We start from the raw sequence: 23,034 nt of genomic DNA on the forward strand, positions 1-23,034 counted from the left end.
TGGAAATCGGTTGGAGGGAACTGCATTATAAGTGGGGGCCGGAGGATGCGATAATAGCCGTTTCCCGACGCCTTCCATTGCCAGCCATGCCACAATTCGCCCCGCTCAAGAACGATACCTTCCTGCGCGCGCTGCTGCGCCAGCCGACCGAGTACACGCCGGTGTGGCTGATGCGCCAGGCCGGCCGCTACCTGCCGGAATATCGCGCCACGCGCCAGCAGGCCGGATCGTTCATGGGCCTGGCCAAGAATCCGGATTACGCCACCGAAGTCACGCTGCAGCCGATCGACCGCTACCCGCTGGACGCGGCCATCCTGTTCTCGGACATCCTGACGGTGCCGGACGCGATGGGCCTGGGCCTGTACTTCGCCGATGGCGAGGGCCCCAAGTTCGAACGCGTGGTGCGCACCGAGGAAGAAGTGGCGGCGCTGCGCGTGCCCGACATGGCATCGCTCGACTACGTGTTCAAGGCCGTGACCCAGATCCGCACCGAGCTGAATGGCCGCGTGCCGCTGATCGGCTTCTCGGGCAGCCCGTGGACGCTGGCCTGCTACATGGTCGAAGGCGGCGGCTCGCGCGAGTTCCACACCATCAAGCAGATGCTGTACTCGCGCCCGGACCTGATGCACCGCGTCCTCGACATCAACGCGCAGGCCGTGGCGCAGTACCTGAACGCGCAGATCGACGCCGGCGCGCAGGCCGTGATGATCTTCGATTCCTGGGGCGGCGCGCTGGCCGACGGCGCCTACCAGGAATTCTCGCTGCGCTACATGCGCCAGGTGGTGAGCCAGCTGAAGCGCGAGAAGGACGGCGTGCGCATCCCGGCCATCGTATTCACCAAGGGCGGCGGCCTGTGGCTCGACGAGATGGCCGACATCGGCGCCGACGCGCTGGGCCTGGACTGGACCGTCAACCTGGGCCGCGCGCGCGCGCAGGTGGGCGAGCGCGTGGCCCTGCAGGGCAACCTCGACCCGGCCATCCTGTTCGCCAATCCGGAGCAGATCCGCGCCGAGGTCGAGCGCTCACTCACCGCCTACGGCGCGCCCTCCGCGGGCCACGGCCACGTGTTCAACCTCGGCCACGGCATCTCGCAGTTCACCCCGCCGGAATCGGTCAGCGCCATGGTGGAAGCGGTGCATGCCTTCAGCCGCGCCCAGCGTGCTGCCTGAGCAGATTTGCACAGCAGCAAAATCACACTTGTTCACACGTTGCTCATTTGCAAGAGATTTGATTGTGGAAATCTGCTCAGGGGCAACGGTGTATCTAAATTGTTGATTTTCTTATGATTTTTTTGTGAGAAGTTTTGCTCTAAGAATCAGGCGAATCGACGCGGCAAGCGGGTCCCAAAGTTTCGCTTCCATTGTTCACAAAGTTATCAACAGGGCGGCGATGAAAGTCGGAAAAAGTCCTTGGTTAACCGGGGTTTACATCGATTTCTCATGTAGTTCTTGAACTTCTTGCTGCGCCGCGGGAGATTTACCCACCGTTATGCACAGTGATTAAGACAAGGTATGTATGCATTCTGGCAAGGGGTCGCCGATGAGCAAGTCATTGAAAATGAAGGAAAATTTTCATAAACATTTGCTTGATTGCAAAGACATTCTTGAGCTAACGTAAACGCCGGCCGAGGTCAAGCTTCCATTGTCCACAAAGTTTTCCACAACGTCCGCGCGCAAGGCCTAGTTTGTCGCACTGCATCCTACAAATCGCCCTCGATACGCCGCTCGACAGTGTGTTCGACTACCGCTGGCCGTGCGCGCCCGGCGCGGAGCCGCAGCCCGGCCAGCTGGCGCTGGTGGACTTCGGCCGGCGCGAGGCGGTCGGCCTGATCGTCGCGGTCAAGCGCGAGACCGATGTCCCGGCGGGCAAACTGAAGGATGCGATCGCGGTGCGCAGCCAGCTGTCGCCGTTGCCGGAGCGCTGGCTGGCGCTGGCCTCCTTCGCCGCCGACTACTACCAGCGCCCGCTCGGCGAAGTGGCGCTGCCCGGCCTGCCCAAGAACCTGCGCGTGGCGACCACCGTGCCGCTCGATCGCGCGATCAAGAAGCTGGCCAGGCTGGATGTGGCCAGCGACCCCGCGCCGGCCGGCATGCCGGTGCTGAATCCCGCCCAGCAGCAGGCCGCCGACGCCATCGGCGGCGCGCAGGGCTTCGCGCCGCAGCTGCTGTACGGGGTCACCGGCAGCGGCAAGACCGAGGTCTACCTGCAGGCCTGCGCCCAGGTGCTGGCGCGCGAGCCGGATGCGCAGATCCTGGTCATGGTCCCCGAGATCAACCTCACGCCGCAGCTGGAAGGGAATATCCGCGCGCGCTTTCCGGGCCTGCTGGTGGCCACGCTGCACAGCGGCCTGTCCGAGGGCGAGCGCATGTTCAGCTGGCTCGCGGCGCACGAGGGGCGGGCGCGCATCGTGCTGGGCACGCGGCTGGCGATCCTGGCCTCGCTGCCGAACCTGAAGCTGATCGTCATCGACGAGGAGCACGACCCTTCGTACAAGCAGCAGGAAGGCCTGCGCTATTCGGCGCGCGACCTGGCGGTGTGGCGCGCGCGCCAGCTCGGCATCCCGATCGTGCTCGGATCGGCCACGCCGTCGCTGGAGAGCTGGCACCACGCGCAGACCGGCCGCTACCGCAAGCTCGAGCTGCGCGAGCGCGCCGTGAAGGACGCGGTGCTGCCGCGCGTGCGCGTGGTCGACACCGAGCGTGACCGGCCGAAGGATGGCCTGTCCAGCCAGCTGCTGGCCGCGCTGCGCCAGCGCATGGAGCGCGGCGAGCAGTCGCTCCTGTTCCTGAACCGGCGCGGCTATGCGCCCGTGCTCACCTGCGAAGCCTGCGGCTGGATCAGCAACTGCCGCCGCTGCAGCGCCACCATGGTGCTGCACAAGCCGGAGCACCGCCTGCGCTGCCACCACTGCAGCCTGGAGCTGCGCATTCCGCGCGCCTGCCCGGACTGCGGCAACGTCGACCTGCAGCCGCTTGGACGCGGCACCCAGCGCGTCGAGGAAGGCCTGCAGGCCATGTTCCCGCAGGCCCGCATCCTGCGCATCGACGCCGATTCCACGCGCCGCAAGGGCGCCGCGCAAGCCGCCTTCGACACCGTGCACCGCGGCGAAGTCGACATCCTGGTCGGCACGCAGATGGTCGCCAAGGGCCACGACTTCAAGAAGCTGACGCTGGTGGGCGTGCTCAATCCGGACACCGCGCTGTTCTCGCAGGATTACCGCGCCAGCGAGCGCCTGTTCGCGCAGCTGATGCAGGTGGCGGGGCGCGCGGGCCGCGCCGGCCGCGTCGACGGCGGCAGCGAATCGGAAGTGCTGCTGCAGACGCGCTACGCCAGCCATCCGCTGTACGCGGCTGTCGCCAGCCACGACTACGACCGCTTCGCCGGCGGGCTGCTGGCCGAGCGCAAGCAAGCCTTCCTGCCGCCCTTCATGTACCAGGCCTTGCTGCGCGCCGAGGCGCGCGAGCTGGCCGAGGCCATCGCCTTCCTCGATATGGCGCGTACGCTGGTGGAGACCGACGCGGCGATCACGATCAACGATCCGATCCCGATGACGATGACCCGCGTGCACAATGTCGACCGCGCGCAGCTGCTGGTGGAGTCCAGTTCGCGCCCGGCGCTGCAGGCCTTCCTGAAGGTCTGGCTGGCTGCGCTGCGCGCCGTGAAGACGCGCGTGCGCTGGTCGCTCGAGGTCGATCCGCTCGACATCTGAACCCATTGTCCCGAAAGCGATAACAACATGAACAAGGCAAACTGGAAGCTGGCTCTCGCAATCGGGCTGTGCGTGCTCGGAGCCCACGACGCGCCGGCGCAAAACCGCGTCCGCAGCAACGGCTATCTCGGCGAGGTGCGCGACCTGCTGGAAAAAGGCGACTGCGCGGGTGTCCTCAAGCCGCTGAACGCGGGGCTGGAGGAGAAGCTGGCGCCGGTCCAGCTGGTGGCGGGCGCCATGTTCGACCACGGCATCTGCGTCAAGCCCGACTGGGACCGGGCCATGCACTTCTACACCCTGGCGGACCAGGGTGGCGAACATGCCGCCGCGTTTCGCCTGGCCGCGGGCTTCGCCGCTCCCGACCGTGGCCCGGACGTCGCGGCCGCGTTGTGGTGGCTGTCCCGGACCAAACCGGCGATGCAGGTGCACGGATGCAAAACCGCGCCCGATACCCGCGACCATCCCGATCGCTTCGTCGCCGAGCTCAAGACCTGGCCGCAGGACAAGCTGCGGGCCTGCAATTACGCCGCGGGACTCGTGGCCACGGTCGCGGGCGAGGTCCACTACCCGTCGCGGGCGCTGTCGTATTCCGTGGGCGGCGATTACGTCGTGCGCTTCATGCCGGGCGTGGGCCGGATCGAAATGAAGGCGGGCCAGACCAGGGAGTTCGAGCTGGTCGGCATCGTCGATGGGAATATGCTCGCGGAGCGCAAATCCCTGAGCGTCAAGAACAGCTTCGCCGAGAACCTGAGCGAGGTGGCGCAACGCGCGTTGGCACGCTATCCGCGGCCGCAAGGGATCGATCCGCGCTGGCAGTTCGATGTCCTGTTCCGATTCGAGGTCACGAGGGACTAGGCAGGTTTCCCGCCCGCACTGCGGCTTGCGCAGAAAACGGGTATCGTGTCCGCATAAGTCCACTGCGGAGAACACGATGAAGAACCTCAAGGTTGACGTTGCCGTGATCGGCGCCGGTACCGCCGGCTTGTCGGCCTACCGCGCGGCGACGCATCATGGCGCGCGCACCGTGCTGATCGAGGGCGCGCAATACGGCACCACTTGCGCGCGGGTCGGCTGCATGCCGAGCAAGCTGCTGATCGCGGCGGCCGAGGCGGCGCATGCATTGAAAGCCGCGCCCAGCTTCGGCGTGCATCCCGGCGACACCCGCATCGACGGCCGCGCCGTGATGGAGCGCGTCAAGCGCGAGCGCGACCGCTTCGTCGGCTTCGTGCTGGAAGGCGTCGACCGCATCCCGGCCTCGGACAAGCTGCTCGGCCATGCGCGCTTCACCGGCCCGCACACGCTGCAGGTGGGCGACCATACCGTGGTCGAAGCAGGCCGCGTCGTGATCGCCACAGGTTCCACGCCGCAGCGCCTGCCCAACCTGGCCGGCGCGGGTTCGCGCTTGATCAGCAGCGACGACGTGTTCTACTGGGACGAGCTGCCATCCTCGGTCGCGGTGCTCGGCACCGGCGTGATCGGGCTCGAACTGGGCCAGGCGCTGGCGCGGCTGGGCGTGCGCGTGTCGGTATTCGCGCGTGGCGGCAGCGTGGCGCAGCTGTCCGACCCGCAGGTGCTGCGCGAAGCCGCGCGCGTGCTGGCCGAGGAGATCGACCTCGGCTTCCAGTATTCGGTGGTGTCGGCCACGGAGGAAGACGGACAGGCCGTGCTGACCATGCGCGACGCGCTCGGCAAGGAGGTCAGCGCGCCCTACGATTATGTGCTGGCCGCCACCGGCCGCCGGCCGAACGTCGACGGCATCGGCATCGAGCACACCGGCCTTGCGCTGCGCGAGGACGGCATCCCGCACTTCAATCCGCAGACCATGCAATGCGGGACCAGCCATATCTTCATCGCCGGCGACGCCGACAACGAACGCCCGGTGCTGCCGGAAGCGGCGGACCAGGGCAAGATCGCGGGCGACAACGCGGGCCGCTATCCGGACGTGCGTCCGGGCCTGCGGCGCGTGCCGCTGACCATCGCGTTCACCGAGCCGAACATCGCCACGCTGGGCGCCAGCTACAAGACGCTGTGCGCGCCGGGCAAGCCGAAGTTCGGGATCGGGAAGGTCTCGTTCGACAACCAGGGCCGCAGCCGCGTGATGCTGCAGAACCGCGGGCTGCTGCGGGTGTACGGCGAATACGGCACCGGGCGTTTCCTCGGCGCCGAGATGATCGGGCCGCGCGCCGAACACCTGGCGCACCTGCTGGCGTGGGCCGTCCAGAACCGCATGACGGTCGAGCAGATGCTGGAAATGCCCTTCTATCACCCGGTGGTGGAAGAGGGCGTGCGCACGGCGCTGCGCGACCTGGCGGCCAGCATTGCGAAAGGGGCGGGGGATACGGATCCGGCGGACTCCGAACCGGGGACCTGAACGACGTTCTCTTTGAAGTCCGCTTTACCGTTCAGTTCAGGTAACTGGAATCCAGCTTCCCCTCGCCCGCCAGCTCGCGCAGCACGCGGACGGTGTCGATGTCCGCTTCCTGGTACGCCGATTTCTTGAACTCCTCGTACATCTTGTTGGCGTCGTCCTGCGATGCGGGCTGGCCGTCGTCGTAGGAGAAGCGCACGTACAGCACGCCCTCCGCCGGCGCCTCGATCGCCATGGTCATCACCGACTGCGCGATCTCGCCTTGCGCCGGCACGTCGAAGCGCACTTCGCGCATCGGCGACAGCGACACTTTGTCGTCGATCACCAGCTCGCCGAAGCGCAGCCGGCGCGAGAAGCTGCCGGCATCGCGTGCACTGATCGTGCATTCGTCCAGGTGCGGCATGAACATCTTGGGATTCTCCGCACGCAGCACCAGGCCGCGCCACAGCTGCTCGCGCGAGATGGTGTCGATCAGCGGGTTCAGCGGGTCGTTAATTTCAATCAGGTGTTCAAATTTCATAAAAATAATCTCAACATGCGGCCTGCATGGACAAATGGTAACCGATCGCGCCCTTCTCGAACGCGAAACATTTCCTTACAATGCGAAACATTTCCCGGGTGCAAATTTGCGCCTGAATGAGCGACACTTGGGCCCGTCCCGAATTTTTTCTTCACTATGCAGCCTCAACGTCTTGTCCCGGTTTTGCAGAGTGTTGCCGAAGTGCGCAACTGGGTGGTGGGGCACGTCCCGCTGACCGATTCCCTGTTGGGCTACGACTTGTTCATCAAGTTCGGCAACGATGTGCTCGCGCGGCAGCCGCTCGACACCGACAGCATCGCCGCCGGCTTGCCCTATCCGCAGCAGCACGTGGCGGCGCAGCTGAACCGGATGGCCGCGGCCGGCCTCGTCACGCTGGTCCATGAGGGCGGCAAGTGCCTGGCGCAGCCGACCGCCGCCTTCCTCGACTTGCTCGACACCTACAGCAAGATGTTCGACCGCCTGTTCATCGTTCGCTCCGACCTGCGCCAGAAGCAGCTGGTGGTGGCGGTGAGCGATGCCGAGCTGGCCGATTTTGCGCAGGTCCTGTACGACCGCGTCTACGACCTGGGCTGGGTCTACCTGCACAACTTCGGCTCGGCCTGCTTCCTGATGTCGTCGCTGGTGCAGCGCATCGCGGCCGAACATGGCCACGATGCGCGCATCCTGTCCTGCCACGTCAATATTTCGGCGCCGGGATCGAACTTCAAGCTGGGCGCACCCGGCATGGCCAAGCCGGGCCAGATCGATGGCCATGCGGCCGTGGTGATCAACGAGACAGCCGTCATCGACTTTGGCCTGGGTAACATCCGCAAGGGCTACCGCCGCGACTTCCCGTGGGGCGCCGCCTTCGACTACCGCCGCGACGGCCCTGTGTTTGGCGCTTTGCAGGCGGCCGCCAATGAAACGGTGACCTGGCTGGACGACTGGCAATCGCCCGGCACCCAGACCGAGTTGGACCGCTACGCCCCGCATATCGACGCCTTGTACGGCGACTACGCGGCGCGCTTCCTCGGCTGAACGGACAAGGTTTCCATCTTGTCCAGATGAGCGTTGGGCCGCAAGCTTCGCTACAATGGCTGGCTTAGCCTCATCATCGTCTCCCATGTCCAACGTATCGAAGTTCGGCCTGAACGGACCGCAAAGCGAAGCCGTGCTCTACCTGGACGGCCCCTGCCTGGTGCTGGCCGGCGCCGGCTCGGGCAAGACCCGCGTGATCACCCAGAAGATCGCGTACATGATCGAGGACCGCGGCTACGATCCGCGCACCATCGCCGCGCTGACCTTCACCAACAAGGCCGCGCTGGAGATGCAGGAGCGCATCGGCAAGCTGCTCAAGCAGCCCAAGCAGGCCAAGCAGCTGACGGTGTCGACCTTCCACTCGCTGGGCGTGAAGATCCTGCGCCAGGAGGCGGCCGGCGTGGGCCTCAAGGACAAGTTCTCGATCATGGACAGCGACGATTGCTACACCGTCGTGTCCGACCTCGCGGTGACCACCGACAAGCAGGAGATCCGCCGCATCCAGACCGCGATCTCGCTGTGGAAGAACGGCCTGGTCGATCCCGAGGATGCGATCCGCGAGGCCAAGGACGAGGACGAGGCGATGGCCGCGCGCGTCTACCGCAGCTACCTCGCCACCTTGCAGGCCTACCAGGCGGTCGACTTCGACGACCTGATCCGCCTGCCGGTGGAGCTGTTCCGCAACAACGAGCCGATCCGTGACCGCTGGCAGCGTCGCCTGCGCTACCTGCTGATGGACGAATACCAGGACACCAACACCTGCCAGTACGAGCTGGTCAAGCTGCTGGTGACGGGCCTGGGCAAGAAGCCGATGTTCACCGCCGTCGGCGACGACGACCAGGCCATCTACGCCTGGCGCGGCGCCTCGGTCGAGAACCTGCGCACCTTGCAGACCGACTTCCCCGACCTGCAGGTGATCAAGCTGGAGCAGAACTACCGCTCCACCACGCGCATCCTGCAGGCCGCCAACGCGGTGATCGGCAACAATCCCAAGCTGTTCGAGAAATCGCTGTGGTCGGAGCACGGCCTGGGCGAGCCGATCCATGTGCTGGGCATGCAGAACGACGAGCAGGAGGCGGACCAGGTCGCGATCATGATTTCGTCCGAGCGTTTCCAGCGCAAGAACGACTGGTCCGCCTACGCCGTGCTGTACCGCGGCAACCACCAGGCCCGCGTGATCGAGCAGGCGCTGCGCAAGGAACGCATCCCCTACACCATGTCCGGCGGCCAGAGTTTCTTCGACAAGGCCGAGATCAAGGACGTCATCGCCTACCTGCGCCTGATCGCCAACCAGGATGACGACCCGGCCTTCATCCGCGCCATCACCACGCCCAAGCGCGGGGTCGGCAAGGAGACGCTGGAGAAACTGGGCGAGTTCTCCGGGCAGTGGAACTGCTCGCTGTTCGAGGCGGCCTTGAAGGGCGGCATCGAAGCCAAGCTGGCCGACCGCCAGCTGACCCCGCTGCGCGAGTTCTGCCACTTCATCAACGCGCTGGAAGACCGCGCCAGCCGGCCGGGTCCCTCGGGCAGCGGCGACAATGCCGCCGAGGTGCTCGACGACATGATGAAGGAGATCAACTACGAGCACTACCTGTACGAGAACTTCGACGACCGCGCGGCCCAGGGCAAGTGGCAGAACGTGCTCGAATTCACCAACTGGCTGAAGGACCGCGGCCGCGGCGGGCGCGACCGCGACGGCGAGGAAAAGAACCTGCTCGAACTGACCCAGATGGTCGCGCTGATGTCGATGCTGGAAGGCCAGGACGAGGAGCCGGACGCGGTGCGCATGTCGACCCTGCACGCCTCGAAGGGGCTGGAGTACCCGCACGTCTACCTGGTCGGCTGCGAGGAAGGCATCCTGCCGCACAAGGGCGATCCGGACGCGTCGGTGGAATCGATCGCCGCGCGCATCCAGGAAGAGCGGCGCCTGATGTACGTCGGCATCACGCGCGCCCAGCGCACCCTGCACATCACCTGGTGCAAGAAGCGCAAACGCGCCGGCGAGCTGGTGCATTGCGAGCCCTCGCGCTTCATCAAGGAAATGGCGCTCGACGTCGGCGATGCCGCGCCGAAGGAAACCGAAATCCTGTCGCCGAAGGAAAGGCTGGCCAATCTCAAGGCCTTGCTGAGCACGCCGAAAGCCTGATCCGGGCCGTCACCTGTTAGCTCGTCTGTGCGCACGCACACCTTGCCTGCCATGTCGTCGCGACAATAATATTTCCCTTTAAAAACAATGTTTTAAAGAAAATATTAACTGTTGCGCACGATTGAAAATCTTATTTGACTTCAACTGATCCACAGGAAATACTTGCCCAGAAGTGAGATTCTTCTGATAACTATTTTCAAGCGGTAATCAAACAAGCGCGAATAAGCATGGCAACCGTTTCCGACCTCAATAACGTCCCCCTGTCCAACCTGAACTACATCGACGCCCTGCTCGATAAAGGACCTAGCTGGAACTTCCTGACCAACGCCAATGACACCCTGCTGTACAGCTTCTCGATCAGTACCGGGACGGAACCGGGGCAGACCGGCCAGGTCGCGTTTTCGCCGGCCCAGCAGAGTTGGACCCGGGTCGCCATCGCGCAATTGCAAGCGATCACCGGCATCAAGTTCGTCGAGACCACCGACGGCACTGCGGCCCAGATCCACTTTGCCGGCGTCGACATCGCGGACAGCTCCGTCACCGGCCTGTGCAGCTGGAACAGCAACTACGGCTACAACGTCCAGACCAACGAGCTGACCAGCTACACGGCCAATGCCTGGGTCTACCTCGACGACAAGGAATGGTACGGCCAGAACAGCAACCTGACACCGGGCGGCCAGGGCTACGAAACGCTGCTGCACGAACTGGGCCATGCGATGGGGCTGAAGCACCCCTTCGAGGGCAGCATCACCTTGCCCACGGCGCAGGACAACACGTCCAACACCTTGATGTCCTACGCCTCGGTCGGCGGCCCGTACCAGACCTACAGCCAGTATGACATCGCGGCCCTGAACTGGCTGTACGGCGGCGACGGCCTGGGCGGCACCTACGGCGTCAACTCGGTGGGCGGCGCGCGCTACTACACCGGCACCAATGGCGACGACACCTTCGACGGCAATGCCGGCAACGAGTTCATCGACGGCGCCGCCGGCAACAATACCGTGGTGTTCAGCGGTACCCGCAGCAGCTACAGCTTTTCCACCCTTGCCAATGGTGCGATGTTGGTTACCGGCGGCAATCTCAAAGGGAGTGAAACCTTGGCCAACATCCAGAACCTCACTTTCAGCGACGGCACCTTCCAGCGCGCCCAGGTCACGGGCGACACCACACCGCCCGCCGCCCCGACCATCAGCGTCACCAAAAACGCCAATGGCTATGCGCTGGGCGCCACGCCCGTCGTCACCGGTTCGGCCGAGGCCGCCTCGACCGTCAAGCTCTACATCGGCACGACCATGGTCGGCTCCACCGTGGTCGACTCGACCGGACTGTGGAGCATCACCACCGCGGCGCTCAAGGACGGCATGAACTACATGCTGTTCGCGACCGCCACCGACCCGTCCGGCAATATCTCGCCGCACAGCGCGAACGTGACCTTCAACGTCGACGCGACCCCGCCGGTGATCCCGACCGGCACCCTGACCCTGATCGCGGGCAAGAACGAGGTCAGCTACGGCGGCAGCGGCGAGGCCGGCACCACGATCGACCTCGTCAACGTCAACAATGCGACCGAGGTCGGCCGCGCCACCGTCAGCGCGGACGGCTACTGGCACATCTCGTCGACCGTGATGCCGAACGGGACCTACAGTGTCAGCGTGGTGTCGCTCGACGCGGCGGACAACGCCACCAGTTCTTCGTCCAAGATGAACTTCACGATCAACAGCCCGCTCAACATGACGGGCGACGCCGGCAACAATACCTTCACCTCGACCGCCGACAACAACGGCATCGATGGCGCCGGCGGCATGGACACCGTGGTCTACGGCGGCGCACGCGCCAACTTCACCGTTGCCAAGCAGGCCTATGGCTACTCGGTGGTCGACAACACCGGCGCCTTCGGGCGCGACACCGTCGTCAACGTCGAGCGCCTCAAGTTCGGCGACGGCAAGGCGGTGGCGCTGGACATCGACGGCGATGCCGGCCAGGTGTACCGCATCTATCAGGCGGCCTTCGACCGGCTCCCGGACCCCGGCGGCTACGCCTACTGGCTGAACGCGATGGACAAGGGCATGACACTGAGCCAGATGTCGGCGCTGGTGCTGGCAAACAAGGAGGCGACCGACATCTACATGGCGGACCCGTCCGACCAGTACTTCCTCACCCAGCTCTACCACCACGTGCTGCACCGCGATCCGGACGCGGCCGGCCTGAGCTACTGGCTCGCCAACGTGCACAGTTCCACGCGCGCCGATGTGATGGTGATGTTCAGCGAAAGCCCGGAGAACCAGGCACAGGTCATCGGCTCGATCCAGAACGGTATCGATTACACGCCCTGGACCGGTAGCTGACCTTGCCCGGCTGTACCCGAAACCGCAGGCCGAAAAGCCTGCGGTTTTTTATCGCCCAAAGCTTTTATTTCCTTACTTCAATTAAATCGTGCAAATAGAATTTCTTTTAATTCATTACGAAATGTGGCATTTAAAAAAGAACTGTTAATTCCAATTGTGCGTGAAGGAAAATTAGAAACTGATAATATTTTTTCGTAAATACCTGTGAGCCGGCTGCATGCCGATGTTCCTTAAATTATTGATTTTTAAAGAAAAACATGCGCTCAATTGATGCTGGCCGCTTTTTTGTAGGCGTATTCCGTCGAGATGACGGAAATTCCGCTACCCGCAAACTTCTGCTAAAACAAGAGCAGAATGAATTGGATTCCCATACGGGAAACGACTTCGATATTTCATTTGTACAAAACGACAGCGAAATAGAAAACCTGTCCGCTGATTGGAATCGCCTGCTCGATGCGAGCCGGAGTCCGGAAAAGATTTACCAGTCCCCGGCTTTCTTCCGCTACCTCAAGGAAACGTCGGACCCCTGCGCCTTGCTGGTCGCCCGGTGCCGCGGCGATGGCGAGGTGATCGGCATCGTGCCGGTGCGCCCGCGTTGCCATTCCCTCGAATTCCGGATGGGTCCGCTGGGCTCGCCGGGCTGGAAGCTACCGGTGGTGCAAGTGCTCGGCAGCGTCCCGCTGCTGCAGGAGCAGCGCGGCCTGCTCGACGCCGTGGTGCAGGCCCTGTTCGCGCACTTTCCGGAGGCGCGTGGCCTGTCGCTGCAGGCCGTGCCGTCCGAGCTGTTCGGGCAATTCGGACAGCTGGATGGAATGGGCGTCAGCGTGCTCGACGGCTGGCGCGAGTGCCACACGCTCCCGCTGCCGGAAAATTTCGATGCCTATCTGCAGAAGCTCAGTTCCAAGAAGCGCTACAACATCCAGCGCCAGGTGCGCCAGCTGGCTGCGGAAGCGGGCGAGATCGAGGTGGTCCGGATCGAGCGGCCCGAGCAAGTGGCGCCGATGTTCGATGCCTTGCGCGCGCTGATGCCGGCGACCGAATTCGCCGCGTTCCCGGCGCAATTCAAGTTCGAGCGCCTGGCCGCATGCGGCTTGCTGTTCTCCTGCATGATCCGCTGCGCGGGCGTGCCGGTCGGCGTCGTCGTCGGCAGCAACGGCATTGGCCGCTGGATGATCCATAACATCGTCAGCGACGGCAAGTACCAGCACCTGTCGGCCGGTACCAGTACCATGCACCTGGCGCTGAAGGAAATGATGGCGGCGCACGCGCTGGCGGAAGCCGACTTTGGCTACGGGACGCCGAACCGCGATTTCCGTTCCAGCCACGAGCTCAGGACGCGCGGCCATGTGCTGGTCTGGCGCCGGGCGGGGCTGACGCCCGCTGTGCTGGCCTGCAATGTCTTGTACGGGAAGTTGTACGATTACTTGGCGAGCAGTGTGAAACGGCTGAAAAAGCGCGTGAACGCCTGGCGCGCGCGCCGCAAGGCATAATGCCGGCTTTGCATCGCAGGGGAACGCCGTGAGCCACGAAGAACGTTTGGTCGATATCGAGATGAAGCTGTCGCACCAGGAAGACCTGGTCGAAACCCTGAACCGCACCGTGTACGAGCAGGGGCGGCACATCGACCAGCTCGAGGCCATGGTGATGAAGCTGGCCGAGCACATTCAAACCATGCGCGACGCCGGGCAGCAGCCGATCAACGAGCGGCCGCCGCATTATTGATTGTTACCCTCGATTCCGTCGTCCCGGCGAAGGCCGGGACCCATAGACACTGCGAATAGTCGAACCTTCACGCCGCAGGCCCGGAAGCTCAGCATGGGTCCCGGCCTTCGCCGGGACGACGGTGGATTGATGATGACGCCAGATTGGTGCCCAGCCGCTTGCCCAGGCAAAGCAGCGTAAGCGTCGGCGGCAAGCCCCATGGCCCCGGAATCACCGACGCATCGCACACATACAGCCCCGGCGTCGACGTGCGAAGGCCGCTGTCCACGCCCGCCCCGATCGGCACGCCGCCGCCCGGATGCGCCGCGAAATGCCAGCTCTTGAAGATATGGCGCGCGCCAGCCTGGCGCAGGATATCGCGTGCCAGCGCCACCCCGCGCTTGAAGCGCGCCCGGTCCGATGCCTGCAGCCGCTTGTCGACCCATCTCGGCCCGACACCGCCACCCGTCTCGTCGCGAATCTTGACCATCATGGTCAGCGTGCGACTATGCGCGAACAGCCGGTCCACGCGCCCCACCTGCGCCGCGAAAGCCTGGTACATCGGCCGTGGCAGCGTCAGGTCGGCGAACGAGATGCCTTCCTCCGGCAGCGCCATGCCGGCCGCCATCGGCACTTCGGCCCCGCCATCGACGCCGTCCACTTCGCCCATCACCGTGACCACCGGATCGCTGAAGAAGGGCACCGAGCGCGGACCCAGCCCCGAGCGGTGCAGGATGCGCGGGCTGCCCACGCCGCCGCCGGCCAGCACCACCAGCGGCGCCTTGATCTGTTTGCGGGCACCGTCCACGATGACTTCGACCCCGACGGCGCGGCCATGCTCCACCAGCACACGCTCGACCCGCGCGCGCTCCAGCAGCCGTGCGCCATCGCGACAGGCCTCGTCCAGGAAATCGCGCGCGGTCCACTTGGCGCCGAAGGGACAGCCGTAGACGCAGCGCCAGCAGCCGGCGCGGCAGGCTTGCGGACGGATCATCTTGTCCAGCTTGCGCCAGTCGAGCGACAGCGCCTGCGCCGCGTCCATCATGCGATGCGCCATCGGGCCGATCAGCGCATCCGGCAGCGGCGCCATCGGCAGCTCGGCGCGCAGCTCGTCCAGCGCCGGCTGCAGGTCGATGCCGTGGGCCGCGAACTTTCCAAGCGGCGGCGGCGCGGCGGTGGCGAAGTTGAGCGTGGAGCTGCCGCCCGCCGTGATCCCGCTTACCAGCAGCGACGCGTCGCTGTGGAAGAAGGCCCCGCGCCCGGGCACCGCCGCCATCCCCGCCATTTGCCCCAGCGTTCCCGCCACTGGCGCCGCGCTGCCTTGTTCGACGACCAGCACCGACAGGCCGCGCCGCGCCAGTTCGCGCGCGACGCTGGCGCCGCCCGGGCCGCTGCCGGCGACGATGGCATCGCATCGATCGTGAAGTGGGGAAGACATGGTGCGGCGATGCTAACACGCCGCACCGGCCCGCGCTCAGCCCTGCTGCCGCGCCGCGATGAGGTAGGGGATCATCTCGTCGGTCATGGCGCGGCCCTGGCGCAGCGCCGGTTCGGACTGGATCGCTTCGCGGAACAGCGGCATGGTGGCCGGATCAGGACCAAGCATATCGACCAGCAGCGCGCTCCATTCGCGCGCCAGCTGGCGCGCCTGTCGCGTCGCCGGCGACGGGTCGGCCGCCATCTGCTCCTTGATCCGGCTGATCAGCGGCAGCCACTCGCGCGCCCGGCCCTGCTGGTGGCGCCGCATCTGGGCCACGGCGTCCGGCGGCAGGTACTTCGCGTACAAGGCCAGCTTGTGTTCGTTCATGGCGCGCAGGATGAAGGCGCGCAGCTCCTGCGTGATGCCGCTTGCGCTCTGCACCGACGGCTCGCTCTGGTGCATATTGTCCAGCTTGTGGACGAGGTCGAGGTTGCCGCCTGTGCTGCGTTCCAGCAGCTCGCTCCAGCGTATGCCCAAGGCGATCGCTTCCGGCGATTCGGGCGCGCCGCCGCGGTCCATCAGCGCTTGCACGTCCGCGACCAGCGCGGCCCATTGCGCCTGCGTGGCATCCGACACGAAGCCGCGCAGCTGCTCCATATCCTGCTTCGAAAAATATTTGTCGTACATGGTCATCTGCTCCAAAGTGGTTAGCCATGTGGACAGTTCCGGCGCCTCGCCGTTCACCAGCTGCGCGCGCACCAGCAGCAGCTGCTCGCGCATGCGCGTGGCTTCGTCGATCTCGCGGTCGAGCATCGCAAGCTGCTGCTCGATGATCGCCAGCGGCGAAGCGCGTTCGCTGTCCAGGTAAGCCCCGATGTCGGCCAGCGCCATGCCGAACTTGCGCAGCGCCTGGATCTGCTGCAGGCGCGCCACGTCGTCACGGTCGTACAGGCGGTAGCCGCCATCGGAACGCGCCGAAGGCCGGAGCAGGCCGATGCTGTCGTAATGGTGGAGGGTGCGCACCGTCAACCCGGCACGCTGCGCAAGTTCACCTACCTTCAGCATCTGTCTTCTCCTTCTTCAAGCGTGGACCCAGTCTGGAGCCTCACGTCGCGTGAGTGTCAAGCCTTGTTTGCGATATCCATGGCGGCGTCGATGAAGGCGATCATCTCGTCCGTCATGCCACGGCCCATGCGCAGCAGTGGTTCTTCCATGCTCAGCGCCTTGTAGCGCGCGATGATCGCGGGATCGTCGCCCAGCATATCGCGGAAGGACGCGAGCCACTGCCGCGCCAGCACCTGCGCCGCCGGCGCCGCGGGCGACACGCCGTCCTGCACCAGTCCCTTCAGCTGTTCGATCATCGGCAGCCGCGCGCGTCCCTGGGCCTGGTGGTAGCGCTGCATGCGTTCGATCACCTCCGGCGGCAGGTGCTTGCGGTAGATATCGGTCTTCAGTTCGCCCATCGCGGCGACGACGTACTGTTTGAGCTCGGGCGTGACGCCGGTCGCGCGCTGCATCTCCGGTTCGTTCTCGTGCATGCGCGAGAGCCTGAACGCGAGGAAGTGGTCGTCGTTCGCGTTGTGCGTCAGCGCCGCGACCCAGCGCTGGGCGAGCGCCTTGGCGCATTCGTCCTGCGGCGGCAGGCCGTCGTCCATGGCCTGCCGGATTTCTTCGACCAGCGAGCGCCATTGCGCCGGCGCGCCCGGATCCTGCAGCAGCGGCAGCCGCTCCTGTTCCTGCTTCGTGAAGTATTTGTCGTACATGGTCATCTGCTCCAGTGTGGTCAGCCAGGTGGCCAGTTCCGGCTGCTCGCCCTGCGCCAGCTGCGCATGCACGCGCAGCAGCTGCTGGCGCATCTGCGACGCTTCGGCGATCTGCTGGTCGAGCGAGGCGAGCTGGCGCTCGATGATCGCCAGCGGCGAGCTGTCCGGACTGTCCAGGTAAGCCCCGATGTCGGCCAGCGCCATGCCGAACTTGCGCAGCGCCTGGATCTGCTGCAGGCGCGCCACGTCGTCACGGTTGTAGAGGCGGTAGCCGGCATCGGAACGCGCAGAAGGGCGCAGCAGCCCGATGCTGTCGTAGTGGTGCAGGGTGCGCACCGTCAGCCCGGTGCGCTGGGCCAGTTCACCAATTTTCAGCATCGTTTGCTCCGTTCTTCATGCGTTGGCGCCAGACTGGAGCCTGACGTAACGTGAGGGTCAAGCTACTTTTTCGGCAGCGCCCACTTGAGTCCCGCCGTGATGATGCGCGGCGCGACCGTCAGGTGGTCCTCATCCTCGAACACCCGGCCATCCACCGACAGGCCGGGAAAGCGGCGCGACTTGAGCAGCGCCTCGAAGTGCTGGAGATCGCCGACCATGTCGTCATCGTCGGGCGCGGCCCGACTCGGGCGCTCCAGGCCGCCGACGGCGAAAAAGACGTGGGCCTTCAGGTCGCGATGGCTGGCCGCATAGGCCTTCTCGCGGCCCAGCATCACGCCGTTCTCGTACCACAGGGAGGGGCTGCCCAGCACGTAGTACTCGAACATGCCGGGATCCTTGAACAGGATGTCCAGGCCGAGCAGCGACCCGTACGAGTGGCCGATGAAGATCTTGCGCCCCATGTCGACGCGGTAGTTCTTCGCGACCAGCGGCAGCACTTCGTTCGCCAGGAAGCGGCGGTAGCCGTCGCCCTCACCGTACACCGGCGCGCGTCCCGGCATGTCGGACTTGAGCGCCTTGGCGGCCCGCGCGGTCGGGGTGTAGTCGCGGTTGCGGCTGAACGTCGGCGTGTCGCCCTTCGCGTAGGACAGGCCGATCAGCACGAACTCCTCCAGCCCGGGCGGCTTGTCGCCGACGCGGCGGGCGATGCTGCGGATCAGCGGGAACGCGTAGTTTGCATCGGTGACGAACACCACCGGGTAGCTGCGCTTCGATGACGCATACGACGGCGGCAGGCTGACGAAGATCTGGTAATCGCGATGCAGCTCGGGCGCGCTGACATCGCGTACTTCGGTGTTGTCGAGGACATAGGGCGGCGGGCTGGCGAGGGCAGGGCCGGACAATGCAAGGCCCGCGAGCAGGGCCAGTGTGAATCGTGTCATGCGGTCTCCATCCAAAGTGAGCAGCCATTATCGCCCACGAACAGTGCCCGTTTATCTTTCGACAAGCGCGGCAGCGCGGCTATGCGATCCGGGTCGCCGGAAATGATGTTGCACGGCGGTGTCCATACACCTGGTATGCATACCTTGCCGCTGTAGAGACCCAGCAATAAGCCTGCTATGATCTTGCGCGCACCCAGCCACAAGCTGGCAGCCGTCAAATCGTCGCGAAAGATCCCATGAAACGTCCACACCTGCTCATCGTTGCGGCTACCCTGTCGCTCGCGTTCGCAGCACACGCCGCCCCTGCCTTCGATTCCTCGAACCCGTTCGCCAAGCCTAGCACCCTGCCGTTCCACTATCCGGCCTTCGACAAGATCAAGGACGAGCATTTCATGCCGGCCTTCGAAGCGGGCATGCGCGGGCAGTTGCGCGAGATCGCGGCGATCGCCGCCAACTCCAAGGCGCCGACCTTCGACAATACCATCGTCGCGATGGAGCGCTCGGGCCAGCTGCTGGCGCGCGTGTCGACCACGTTCTCGAACCTGCAGACCGCGAACACCAACGACAAGCTGGATGACATCGACCGCGAGATCCAGCCCAAGCTGGCCGCGCACCACGACACGATCTACCTGAACGACAAGCTGTTCAAGCGCGTGAAGACCCTGTATGAGCAGCGCGCGCGCCTGCACCTGGACGCCGAATCGGCCTACCTGCTGGAGCGCTACCACCGCGACTTCGTGCGCGCCGGCGCCAAGCTGTCCGCCTCTGACAAGGAAAAGCTGAAGGCCTACAACAGCGAGATCGCCGCGCTGCAGTCGAAGTTCTCGCAGAACACGCTGAAGGAAGCGAATGCGTCGGCGCTGGTGGTGGACACCCGCGCCGAACTGGCCGGCCTGTCGGATGCCCAGATCGACGCCGCCGCCGCGCAGGCGAAGAAGCGCGGCCTGGATGGCAAGTTCGTGCTGGCGCTGTCCAACACCACCGGCCAGGCCGCGCTGGCGGAACTGAGCAACCGCAGCGTGCGCGAGCGCCTGCTGGCGGCATCGCTGGCGCGCGGCAGCCGCGGCGGCGAATTCGACAACCGCGAGCTGGTGCTGCGCCTGGTGACGCTGCGCGCCGAAAAGGCCGCGCTGCTCGGTTACCCCAACTTCGCTGCCTACTCGGTCGAAACCGAAACCGCGAAAAATCCGGAGGCGATCAACAAGCTGCTGGCGGACGTGATCAAGCCGGCCGAGGCCAACGCGCACGCCGAGGCGGCCGAGCTGCAGAAGGCGATCGACGCGGAACACGGCGGCTTCCAGCTTGGCCCGCAGGACTGGGCCTACTACACGGATAAAGTGCGCGCGCAGAAGTTCGCGTTCGACGAGGGCCAGCTCAAGCCCTACTTTGAACTGAACAACGTCGTGCTGAACGGCGTGTTCTACGCGGCCAACAAGGAATTCGGCATCAGCTTCAAGGAGCGCCACGACCTGCCGGTGTACGACCCGGACGTGCGCACCTTCGACGTGTTCGATGCCGACGGCAAGCAGCTGGCGATCTTCATCATGGACTACTACGCGCGCCCGAACAAGCAGGGTGGCGCGTGGGAGAACGAATACGTCACGCAATCCAGGCTGCTGGGTAACCTCCCGGTGGTCGCCAACCACCTGAACATCCCCAAACCGCCGGCCGGCCAGCCGACGCTGCTGACCTTCGACGAAGTCACCACCGCCTTCCACGAGTTCGGCCACGCGCTGCACAGCATGTTCTCCAACGTGAAGTACCCGACCTTCGGCGGCGCCAACACCGCGCGCGATTTCGTCGAGTACCCGTCGCAGCAGAACGAGATGTGGGCCAGCTGGCCCGAAGTGCTGGCGCACTACGCCACGCATTACCAGACCGGCGCGCCGATGCCGAAGGAACTGCTGGACAAGGTGCTGGCGACCAAGACCTTCAACATGGGTTTCGTCACCACCGAGTACACGGCCGCCGCGATCCTCGACCAGCGCTGGCACCAGCTGGCGCCGAGCCAGATTCCCGCCGACGTGCTGGGCTTCGAGGCGCAAGCGCTGAAGGACGCCGGCGCCGACTATGCGCCGGTGCCGCCGCGCTACCGCACGACCTACTTCTCGCATAGCTTCTCGCTGGGCTACTCGGCCGGCTACTACGCCTACCTGTGGAGTGAAAAGCTGGCGGCCGACACCTCGGCATGGTTCAGGGAGAACGGCGGACTGCTGCGCAAGAACGGCGACTACTACCGCAAGATGGTGCTGTCGCGCGGCGCGTCGCAGGACGAGCTGCAGACCTACCACAACTTCCGCGGTCGCGATGCGGACATCAAGCCCCTGCTTGAGCGCCGCGGCCTGACCGCCAACTAAAAGACCGGCCACAAGCCGGCTGCATCGCCGCGTGCGCGCCACCCGCGCGCACGCGGACCAACAAAACCACACGGGAAGCAGAGACAATGAACCGCAACCACCTCCTGATCGCCGCCGTCGCCATGGCCGCCGCCCAATTCGCCCACGCCGAACCGGCCAATATGCTGCCGGCATCGAACCCCTTCGCCAAGCCGAGCACCCTGCCGTACCAGTTCCCGGCCTTCGACAAGATCAAGAACGAAGACTACGGTCCGGCGTTCAAGGAAGGCATGCGCATCCACGAGCAGGAGATCGAGGCGATCGCCGACAACAAGGCCGCGCCGAGCTTCGAGAACACCATCATCGCGATGGAGCGTTCCGGTGCGCTGCTGAGCCGCGTGCAGAGCGTGTTCTCCAACCTCCAGGGCACCAACACCAACGACGAGATGAACGCGCTGGACAAGCAGCTGGCGCCGCAGCTGGCCGCGCACAGCGACGCGATCCGCCTGAACAGCAAGCTGTACGCGCGCGTCAAGGCGCTGTACGACAAGCGCGACAAGCTGGGCCTGAACGCCGAAGACAAATACCTGATCGAGCGCTACCACACCGACTTCGTGCGCGCCGGCGCCCGGCTGTCCGATGCCGACAAGGCCAAGCTGAAGGCCTACAACGGCGAGATCGCGTCGCTGCAGACCCAGTTCGCGCAGAACGTGCTGAAGGAAGCCAACGCCTCGGCGCTGGTGGTCGATTCGCGCGAAGAGCTGGCCGGCATGTCGGACAAGGCCATCGACGCCGCCGCCGCCGAGGCGAAGAAGCGCGGCCTGGACGGCAAGTTCGTGGTCCCGGTCGTGAACACCACCCAGCAGGCGCCGGAAGCGGTGCTGACCAACCGCGCCACGCGCGAGAAGCTGCTGGCGTTGTCGCTGGCGCGCGGCAGCCACGGCGGACAGTATGACAACCGCGAGGTGGTGCTGAAGCTGGCCAAGGCGCGCGCCGAACGCGCCAAGCTGCTGGGCTACCCGAGCCACGCTGCCTACATGCTGGAAGACCAGACCGCGAAGACCACCGGCGCCGTCAACAAGCTGCTGGCCGAATTCGCCAAGCCGGCGGTGCGCAACGCGAAGAAGGAAGCGGCCGAGATCCAGAAGGTGGTCGACACCGAGCATGGCGGCTTCGCGGCCACCGCCTACGACTGGGAGTACTACACCGACAAGGTCCGCCAGGCCAAGTACGCCTTCGACCAGAACCAGCTGCGCCCCTACTTCGAGTACAACAACGTGCTGGTCAACGGTGTGTTCTACGCCGCCGAGAAGGAGTACGGCATCACCTTCAAGGAGCGCCACGACCTGCCGGTGTATAACCAGGACGTGCGCGTGTTCGAAGTGTTCGACGCCGACGGCAAGCACCTCGCGATCTTCATGCACGACCCGTATGCGCGCTCGAACAAGCGTGGCGGCGCGTGGATGAACGCCTACGTCAACCAGAACGCGCTGCTCGGCACCACGCCGGTGGTGGCAAACCACCTGAACATCCCCAAGCCCGCCGCCGGCGAGCCGACCCTGCTGACCTACGACGAAGTGCGCACCATGTTCCACGAGTTCGGCCACGCGCTGCATGGCATGTTCTCGCAGGTGAAGTATCCGCGCTTCGGCGGCACCCGCGTGCCGCGCGACTTCGTCGAGTTCCCGTCGCAGGTCAACGAGATGTGGATGGCCTGGCCGGAGATCCTGCAGCACTACGCCAAGCACTACCAGACCGGCGCGCCGATGCCGAAGGAATTGCTGGACAAGGTGTTCGCCTCGCAGAAGTTCAATGAAGGCTACCGCACCACCGAGTACCTGGCCGCGTCGATGCTGGACCAGAGCTGGCACCAGCTGGGCGCCGACCAGATCCCGGCCGACGTGCTGGGCTTCGAGGCGAACGCGCTGCACCAGGCGGGCGTAGACTTCCCGCTGGTGCCGCCGCGCTACCGCACGACCTACTTCTCGCACGTGTTTTCGGGCGGGTATTCGGCCGGCTACTACGGCTACCTTTGGGCCGAGAAGCTGGACGCCGACACCGTCGAGTGGTTCAAGGAGAACGGCGGCCTGTCGCGCAAGAACGGCGACTACTTCCGCAAGATGCTGCTGTCGAAGGGTGGCACGATGGATGCGATGGACATGTACCGCGCCTTCCGCGGCCGCGATCCGGTCATCCAGCCGCTGCTGGAGCGGCGCGGCCTGACCAGCGAATAATCGCCCGTCCGACACAAGCAGCCCGCCCCGCTGGCAAAGCCGGGCGGGTTTTTCGCGTTCTGAATCGGGGCGACAGCAACAACTTGAAATTATTGACCTACGGTGTTCAACACAGCGGCGTAATTGTCTTAAAAT

Annotated in this window: 16 protein-coding genes; 11 read left to right on the forward strand and 5 right to left on the reverse strand. The window is 65.1% G+C overall.

Going from position 1 to position 23,034, the window contains the following annotated elements; translation table 11 throughout:
• The first annotated feature begins 86 nt into the window (after positions 1-86).
• The 4 genes from hemE to NX778_RS17780 all read left to right on the forward strand — a co-directional run bounded on the left by hemE (position 87) and on the right by NX778_RS17780 (position 6,080).
• Entirely contained in the window at positions 87-1,169 is a 1,083-nt protein-coding gene (gene hemE, locus NX778_RS17765) for a uroporphyrinogen decarboxylase (protein WP_258813116.1), read from the forward strand.
• 515 nt (positions 1,170-1,684) lie between these two features.
• Positions 1,685-3,709, forward strand: a complete 2,025-nt coding sequence (locus NX778_RS17770) for a primosomal protein N' (protein ID WP_258813117.1) — start codon at positions 1,685-1,687, stop codon at positions 3,707-3,709.
• 27 nt (positions 3,710-3,736) lie between these two features.
• Positions 3,737-4,564, forward strand: a complete 828-nt coding sequence (locus NX778_RS17775; RefSeq protein ID WP_258813118.1) for an SEL1-like repeat protein — start codon at positions 3,737-3,739, stop codon at positions 4,562-4,564.
• A gap of 76 nt (positions 4,565-4,640) precedes the next feature.
• A complete protein-coding gene (locus NX778_RS17780) occupies positions 4,641-6,080 on the forward strand; it encodes a dihydrolipoyl dehydrogenase (RefSeq protein WP_258813119.1) in 1,440 nt (479 codons plus the stop codon).
• A gap of 31 nt (positions 6,081-6,111) precedes the next feature.
• Here the strand turns inward: NX778_RS17780 and NX778_RS17785 are convergent, their stop codons facing one another.
• Positions 6,112-6,597 carry an SRPBCC family protein gene (locus NX778_RS17785; RefSeq protein ID WP_258813120.1) on the reverse strand — a complete coding sequence of 162 codons (486 nt, stop codon included), beginning with the start codon at positions 6,595-6,597 and terminating at the stop codon, positions 6,112-6,114.
• A gap of 183 nt (positions 6,598-6,780) precedes the next feature.
• Here NX778_RS17785 and NX778_RS17790 point away from each other — a divergent pair, with 183 nt between their 5' ends.
• The 5 genes from NX778_RS17790 to NX778_RS17810 all read left to right on the forward strand — a co-directional run bounded on the left by NX778_RS17790 (position 6,781) and on the right by NX778_RS17810 (position 13,848).
• Positions 6,781-7,635 (forward strand): hypothetical protein, encoded by an 855-nt coding sequence (locus NX778_RS17790; protein WP_258813121.1) that lies wholly within the window; start codon positions 6,781-6,783, stop codon positions 7,633-7,635.
• Positions 7,636-7,720: 85 nt separating this feature from the next.
• The gene (locus NX778_RS17795) at positions 7,721-9,781 is read left to right on the forward strand and encodes a UvrD-helicase domain-containing protein (protein ID WP_258813122.1); all 2,061 of its coding nucleotides are present in this window, start codon (positions 7,721-7,723) and stop codon (positions 9,779-9,781) included.
• A gap of 227 nt (positions 9,782-10,008) precedes the next feature.
• A complete protein-coding gene (locus tag NX778_RS17800; RefSeq protein WP_258813123.1) occupies positions 10,009-12,126 on the forward strand; it encodes a DUF4214 domain-containing protein in 2,118 nt (705 codons plus the stop codon).
• A 533-nt stretch (positions 12,127-12,659) separates the two neighbouring features.
• Positions 12,660-13,616 carry a GNAT family N-acetyltransferase gene (locus tag NX778_RS17805; protein ID WP_258813124.1) on the forward strand — a complete coding sequence of 319 codons (957 nt, stop codon included), beginning with the start codon at positions 12,660-12,662 and terminating at the stop codon, positions 13,614-13,616.
• Positions 13,617-13,644: 28 nt separating this feature from the next.
• On the forward strand, positions 13,645-13,848 hold the full coding sequence (locus tag NX778_RS17810) for a SlyX family protein (protein WP_258813125.1): 204 nt from the start codon (positions 13,645-13,647) through the stop codon (positions 13,846-13,848).
• Positions 13,849-13,936: 88 nt separating this feature from the next.
• Here the strand turns inward: NX778_RS17810 and NX778_RS17815 are convergent, their stop codons facing one another.
• From NX778_RS17815 to NX778_RS17830, 4 genes are all read right to left on the reverse strand, one after another.
• Positions 13,937-15,265, reverse strand: a complete 1,329-nt coding sequence (locus tag NX778_RS17815; RefSeq protein ID WP_258813126.1) for an FAD-dependent oxidoreductase — start codon at positions 15,263-15,265, stop codon at positions 13,937-13,939.
• Positions 15,266-15,301: 36 nt separating this feature from the next.
• Positions 15,302-16,312, reverse strand: a complete 1,011-nt coding sequence (locus tag NX778_RS17820; protein ID WP_258813127.1) for a MerR family transcriptional regulator — start codon at positions 16,310-16,312, stop codon at positions 15,302-15,304.
• Positions 16,313-16,368: 56 nt separating this feature from the next.
• Positions 16,369-17,388: a MerR family transcriptional regulator gene (locus tag NX778_RS17825; protein ID WP_258813128.1), complete on the reverse strand. Its 1,020-nt coding sequence runs from the start codon at positions 17,386-17,388 to the stop codon at positions 16,369-16,371.
• A 62-nt stretch (positions 17,389-17,450) separates the two neighbouring features.
• Positions 17,451-18,329 carry an alpha/beta hydrolase gene (locus NX778_RS17830; protein WP_258813129.1) on the reverse strand — a complete coding sequence of 293 codons (879 nt, stop codon included), beginning with the start codon at positions 18,327-18,329 and terminating at the stop codon, positions 17,451-17,453.
• A gap of 236 nt (positions 18,330-18,565) precedes the next feature.
• Here NX778_RS17830 and NX778_RS17835 point away from each other — a divergent pair, with 236 nt between their 5' ends.
• Together NX778_RS17835 and NX778_RS17840 are read left to right on the forward strand one after the other, a co-directional pair.
• Entirely contained in the window at positions 18,566-20,686 is a 2,121-nt protein-coding gene (locus NX778_RS17835; protein WP_258813130.1) for a M3 family metallopeptidase, read from the forward strand.
• A gap of 86 nt (positions 20,687-20,772) precedes the next feature.
• Entirely contained in the window at positions 20,773-22,899 is a 2,127-nt protein-coding gene (locus tag NX778_RS17840; protein WP_258813131.1) for a M3 family metallopeptidase, read from the forward strand.
• Positions 22,900-23,034: the final 135 nt, after the last annotated feature.

Source organism: Massilia terrae (genome assembly GCF_024753145.1).
GTDB lineage: Bacteria > Pseudomonadota > Gammaproteobacteria > Burkholderiales > Burkholderiaceae_D > Telluria > Telluria terrae.

Excerpts from the sequence above, each read along its gene's own strand:
- NX778_RS17800 (WP_258813123.1), top strand. The coding sequence starts at position 10,009 with ATGGCAACCGTTTCCGACCTCAATAACGTCCCCCTGTCCAACCTGAAC.
- NX778_RS17785 (WP_258813120.1), bottom strand. The coding sequence starts at position 6,597 with ATGAAATTTGAACACCTGATTGAAATTAACGACCCGCTGAACCCGCTG.
- NX778_RS17835 (WP_258813130.1), top strand. The coding sequence starts at position 18,566 with ATGAAACGTCCACACCTGCTCATCGTTGCGGCTACCCTGTCGCTCGCG.
- NX778_RS17795 (WP_258813122.1), top strand. The coding sequence starts at position 7,721 with ATGTCCAACGTATCGAAGTTCGGCCTGAACGGACCGCAAAGCGAAGCC.
- NX778_RS17830 (WP_258813129.1), bottom strand. The coding sequence starts at position 18,329 with ATGACACGATTCACACTGGCCCTGCTCGCGGGCCTTGCATTGTCCGGC.
- NX778_RS17825 (WP_258813128.1), bottom strand. The coding sequence starts at position 17,388 with ATGCTGAAAATTGGTGAACTGGCCCAGCGCACCGGGCTGACGGTGCGC.
- NX778_RS17780 (WP_258813119.1), top strand. The coding sequence starts at position 4,641 with ATGAAGAACCTCAAGGTTGACGTTGCCGTGATCGGCGCCGGTACCGCC.
- NX778_RS17815 (WP_258813126.1), bottom strand. The coding sequence starts at position 15,265 with ATGTCTTCCCCACTTCACGATCGATGCGATGCCATCGTCGCCGGCAGC.
- hemE (WP_258813116.1), top strand. The coding sequence starts at position 87 with ATGCCACAATTCGCCCCGCTCAAGAACGATACCTTCCTGCGCGCGCTG.
- NX778_RS17820 (WP_258813127.1), bottom strand. The coding sequence starts at position 16,312 with ATGCTGAAGGTAGGTGAACTTGCGCAGCGTGCCGGGTTGACGGTGCGC.
- NX778_RS17840 (WP_258813131.1), top strand. The coding sequence starts at position 20,773 with ATGAACCGCAACCACCTCCTGATCGCCGCCGTCGCCATGGCCGCCGCC.
- NX778_RS17775 (WP_258813118.1), top strand. The coding sequence starts at position 3,737 with ATGAACAAGGCAAACTGGAAGCTGGCTCTCGCAATCGGGCTGTGCGTG.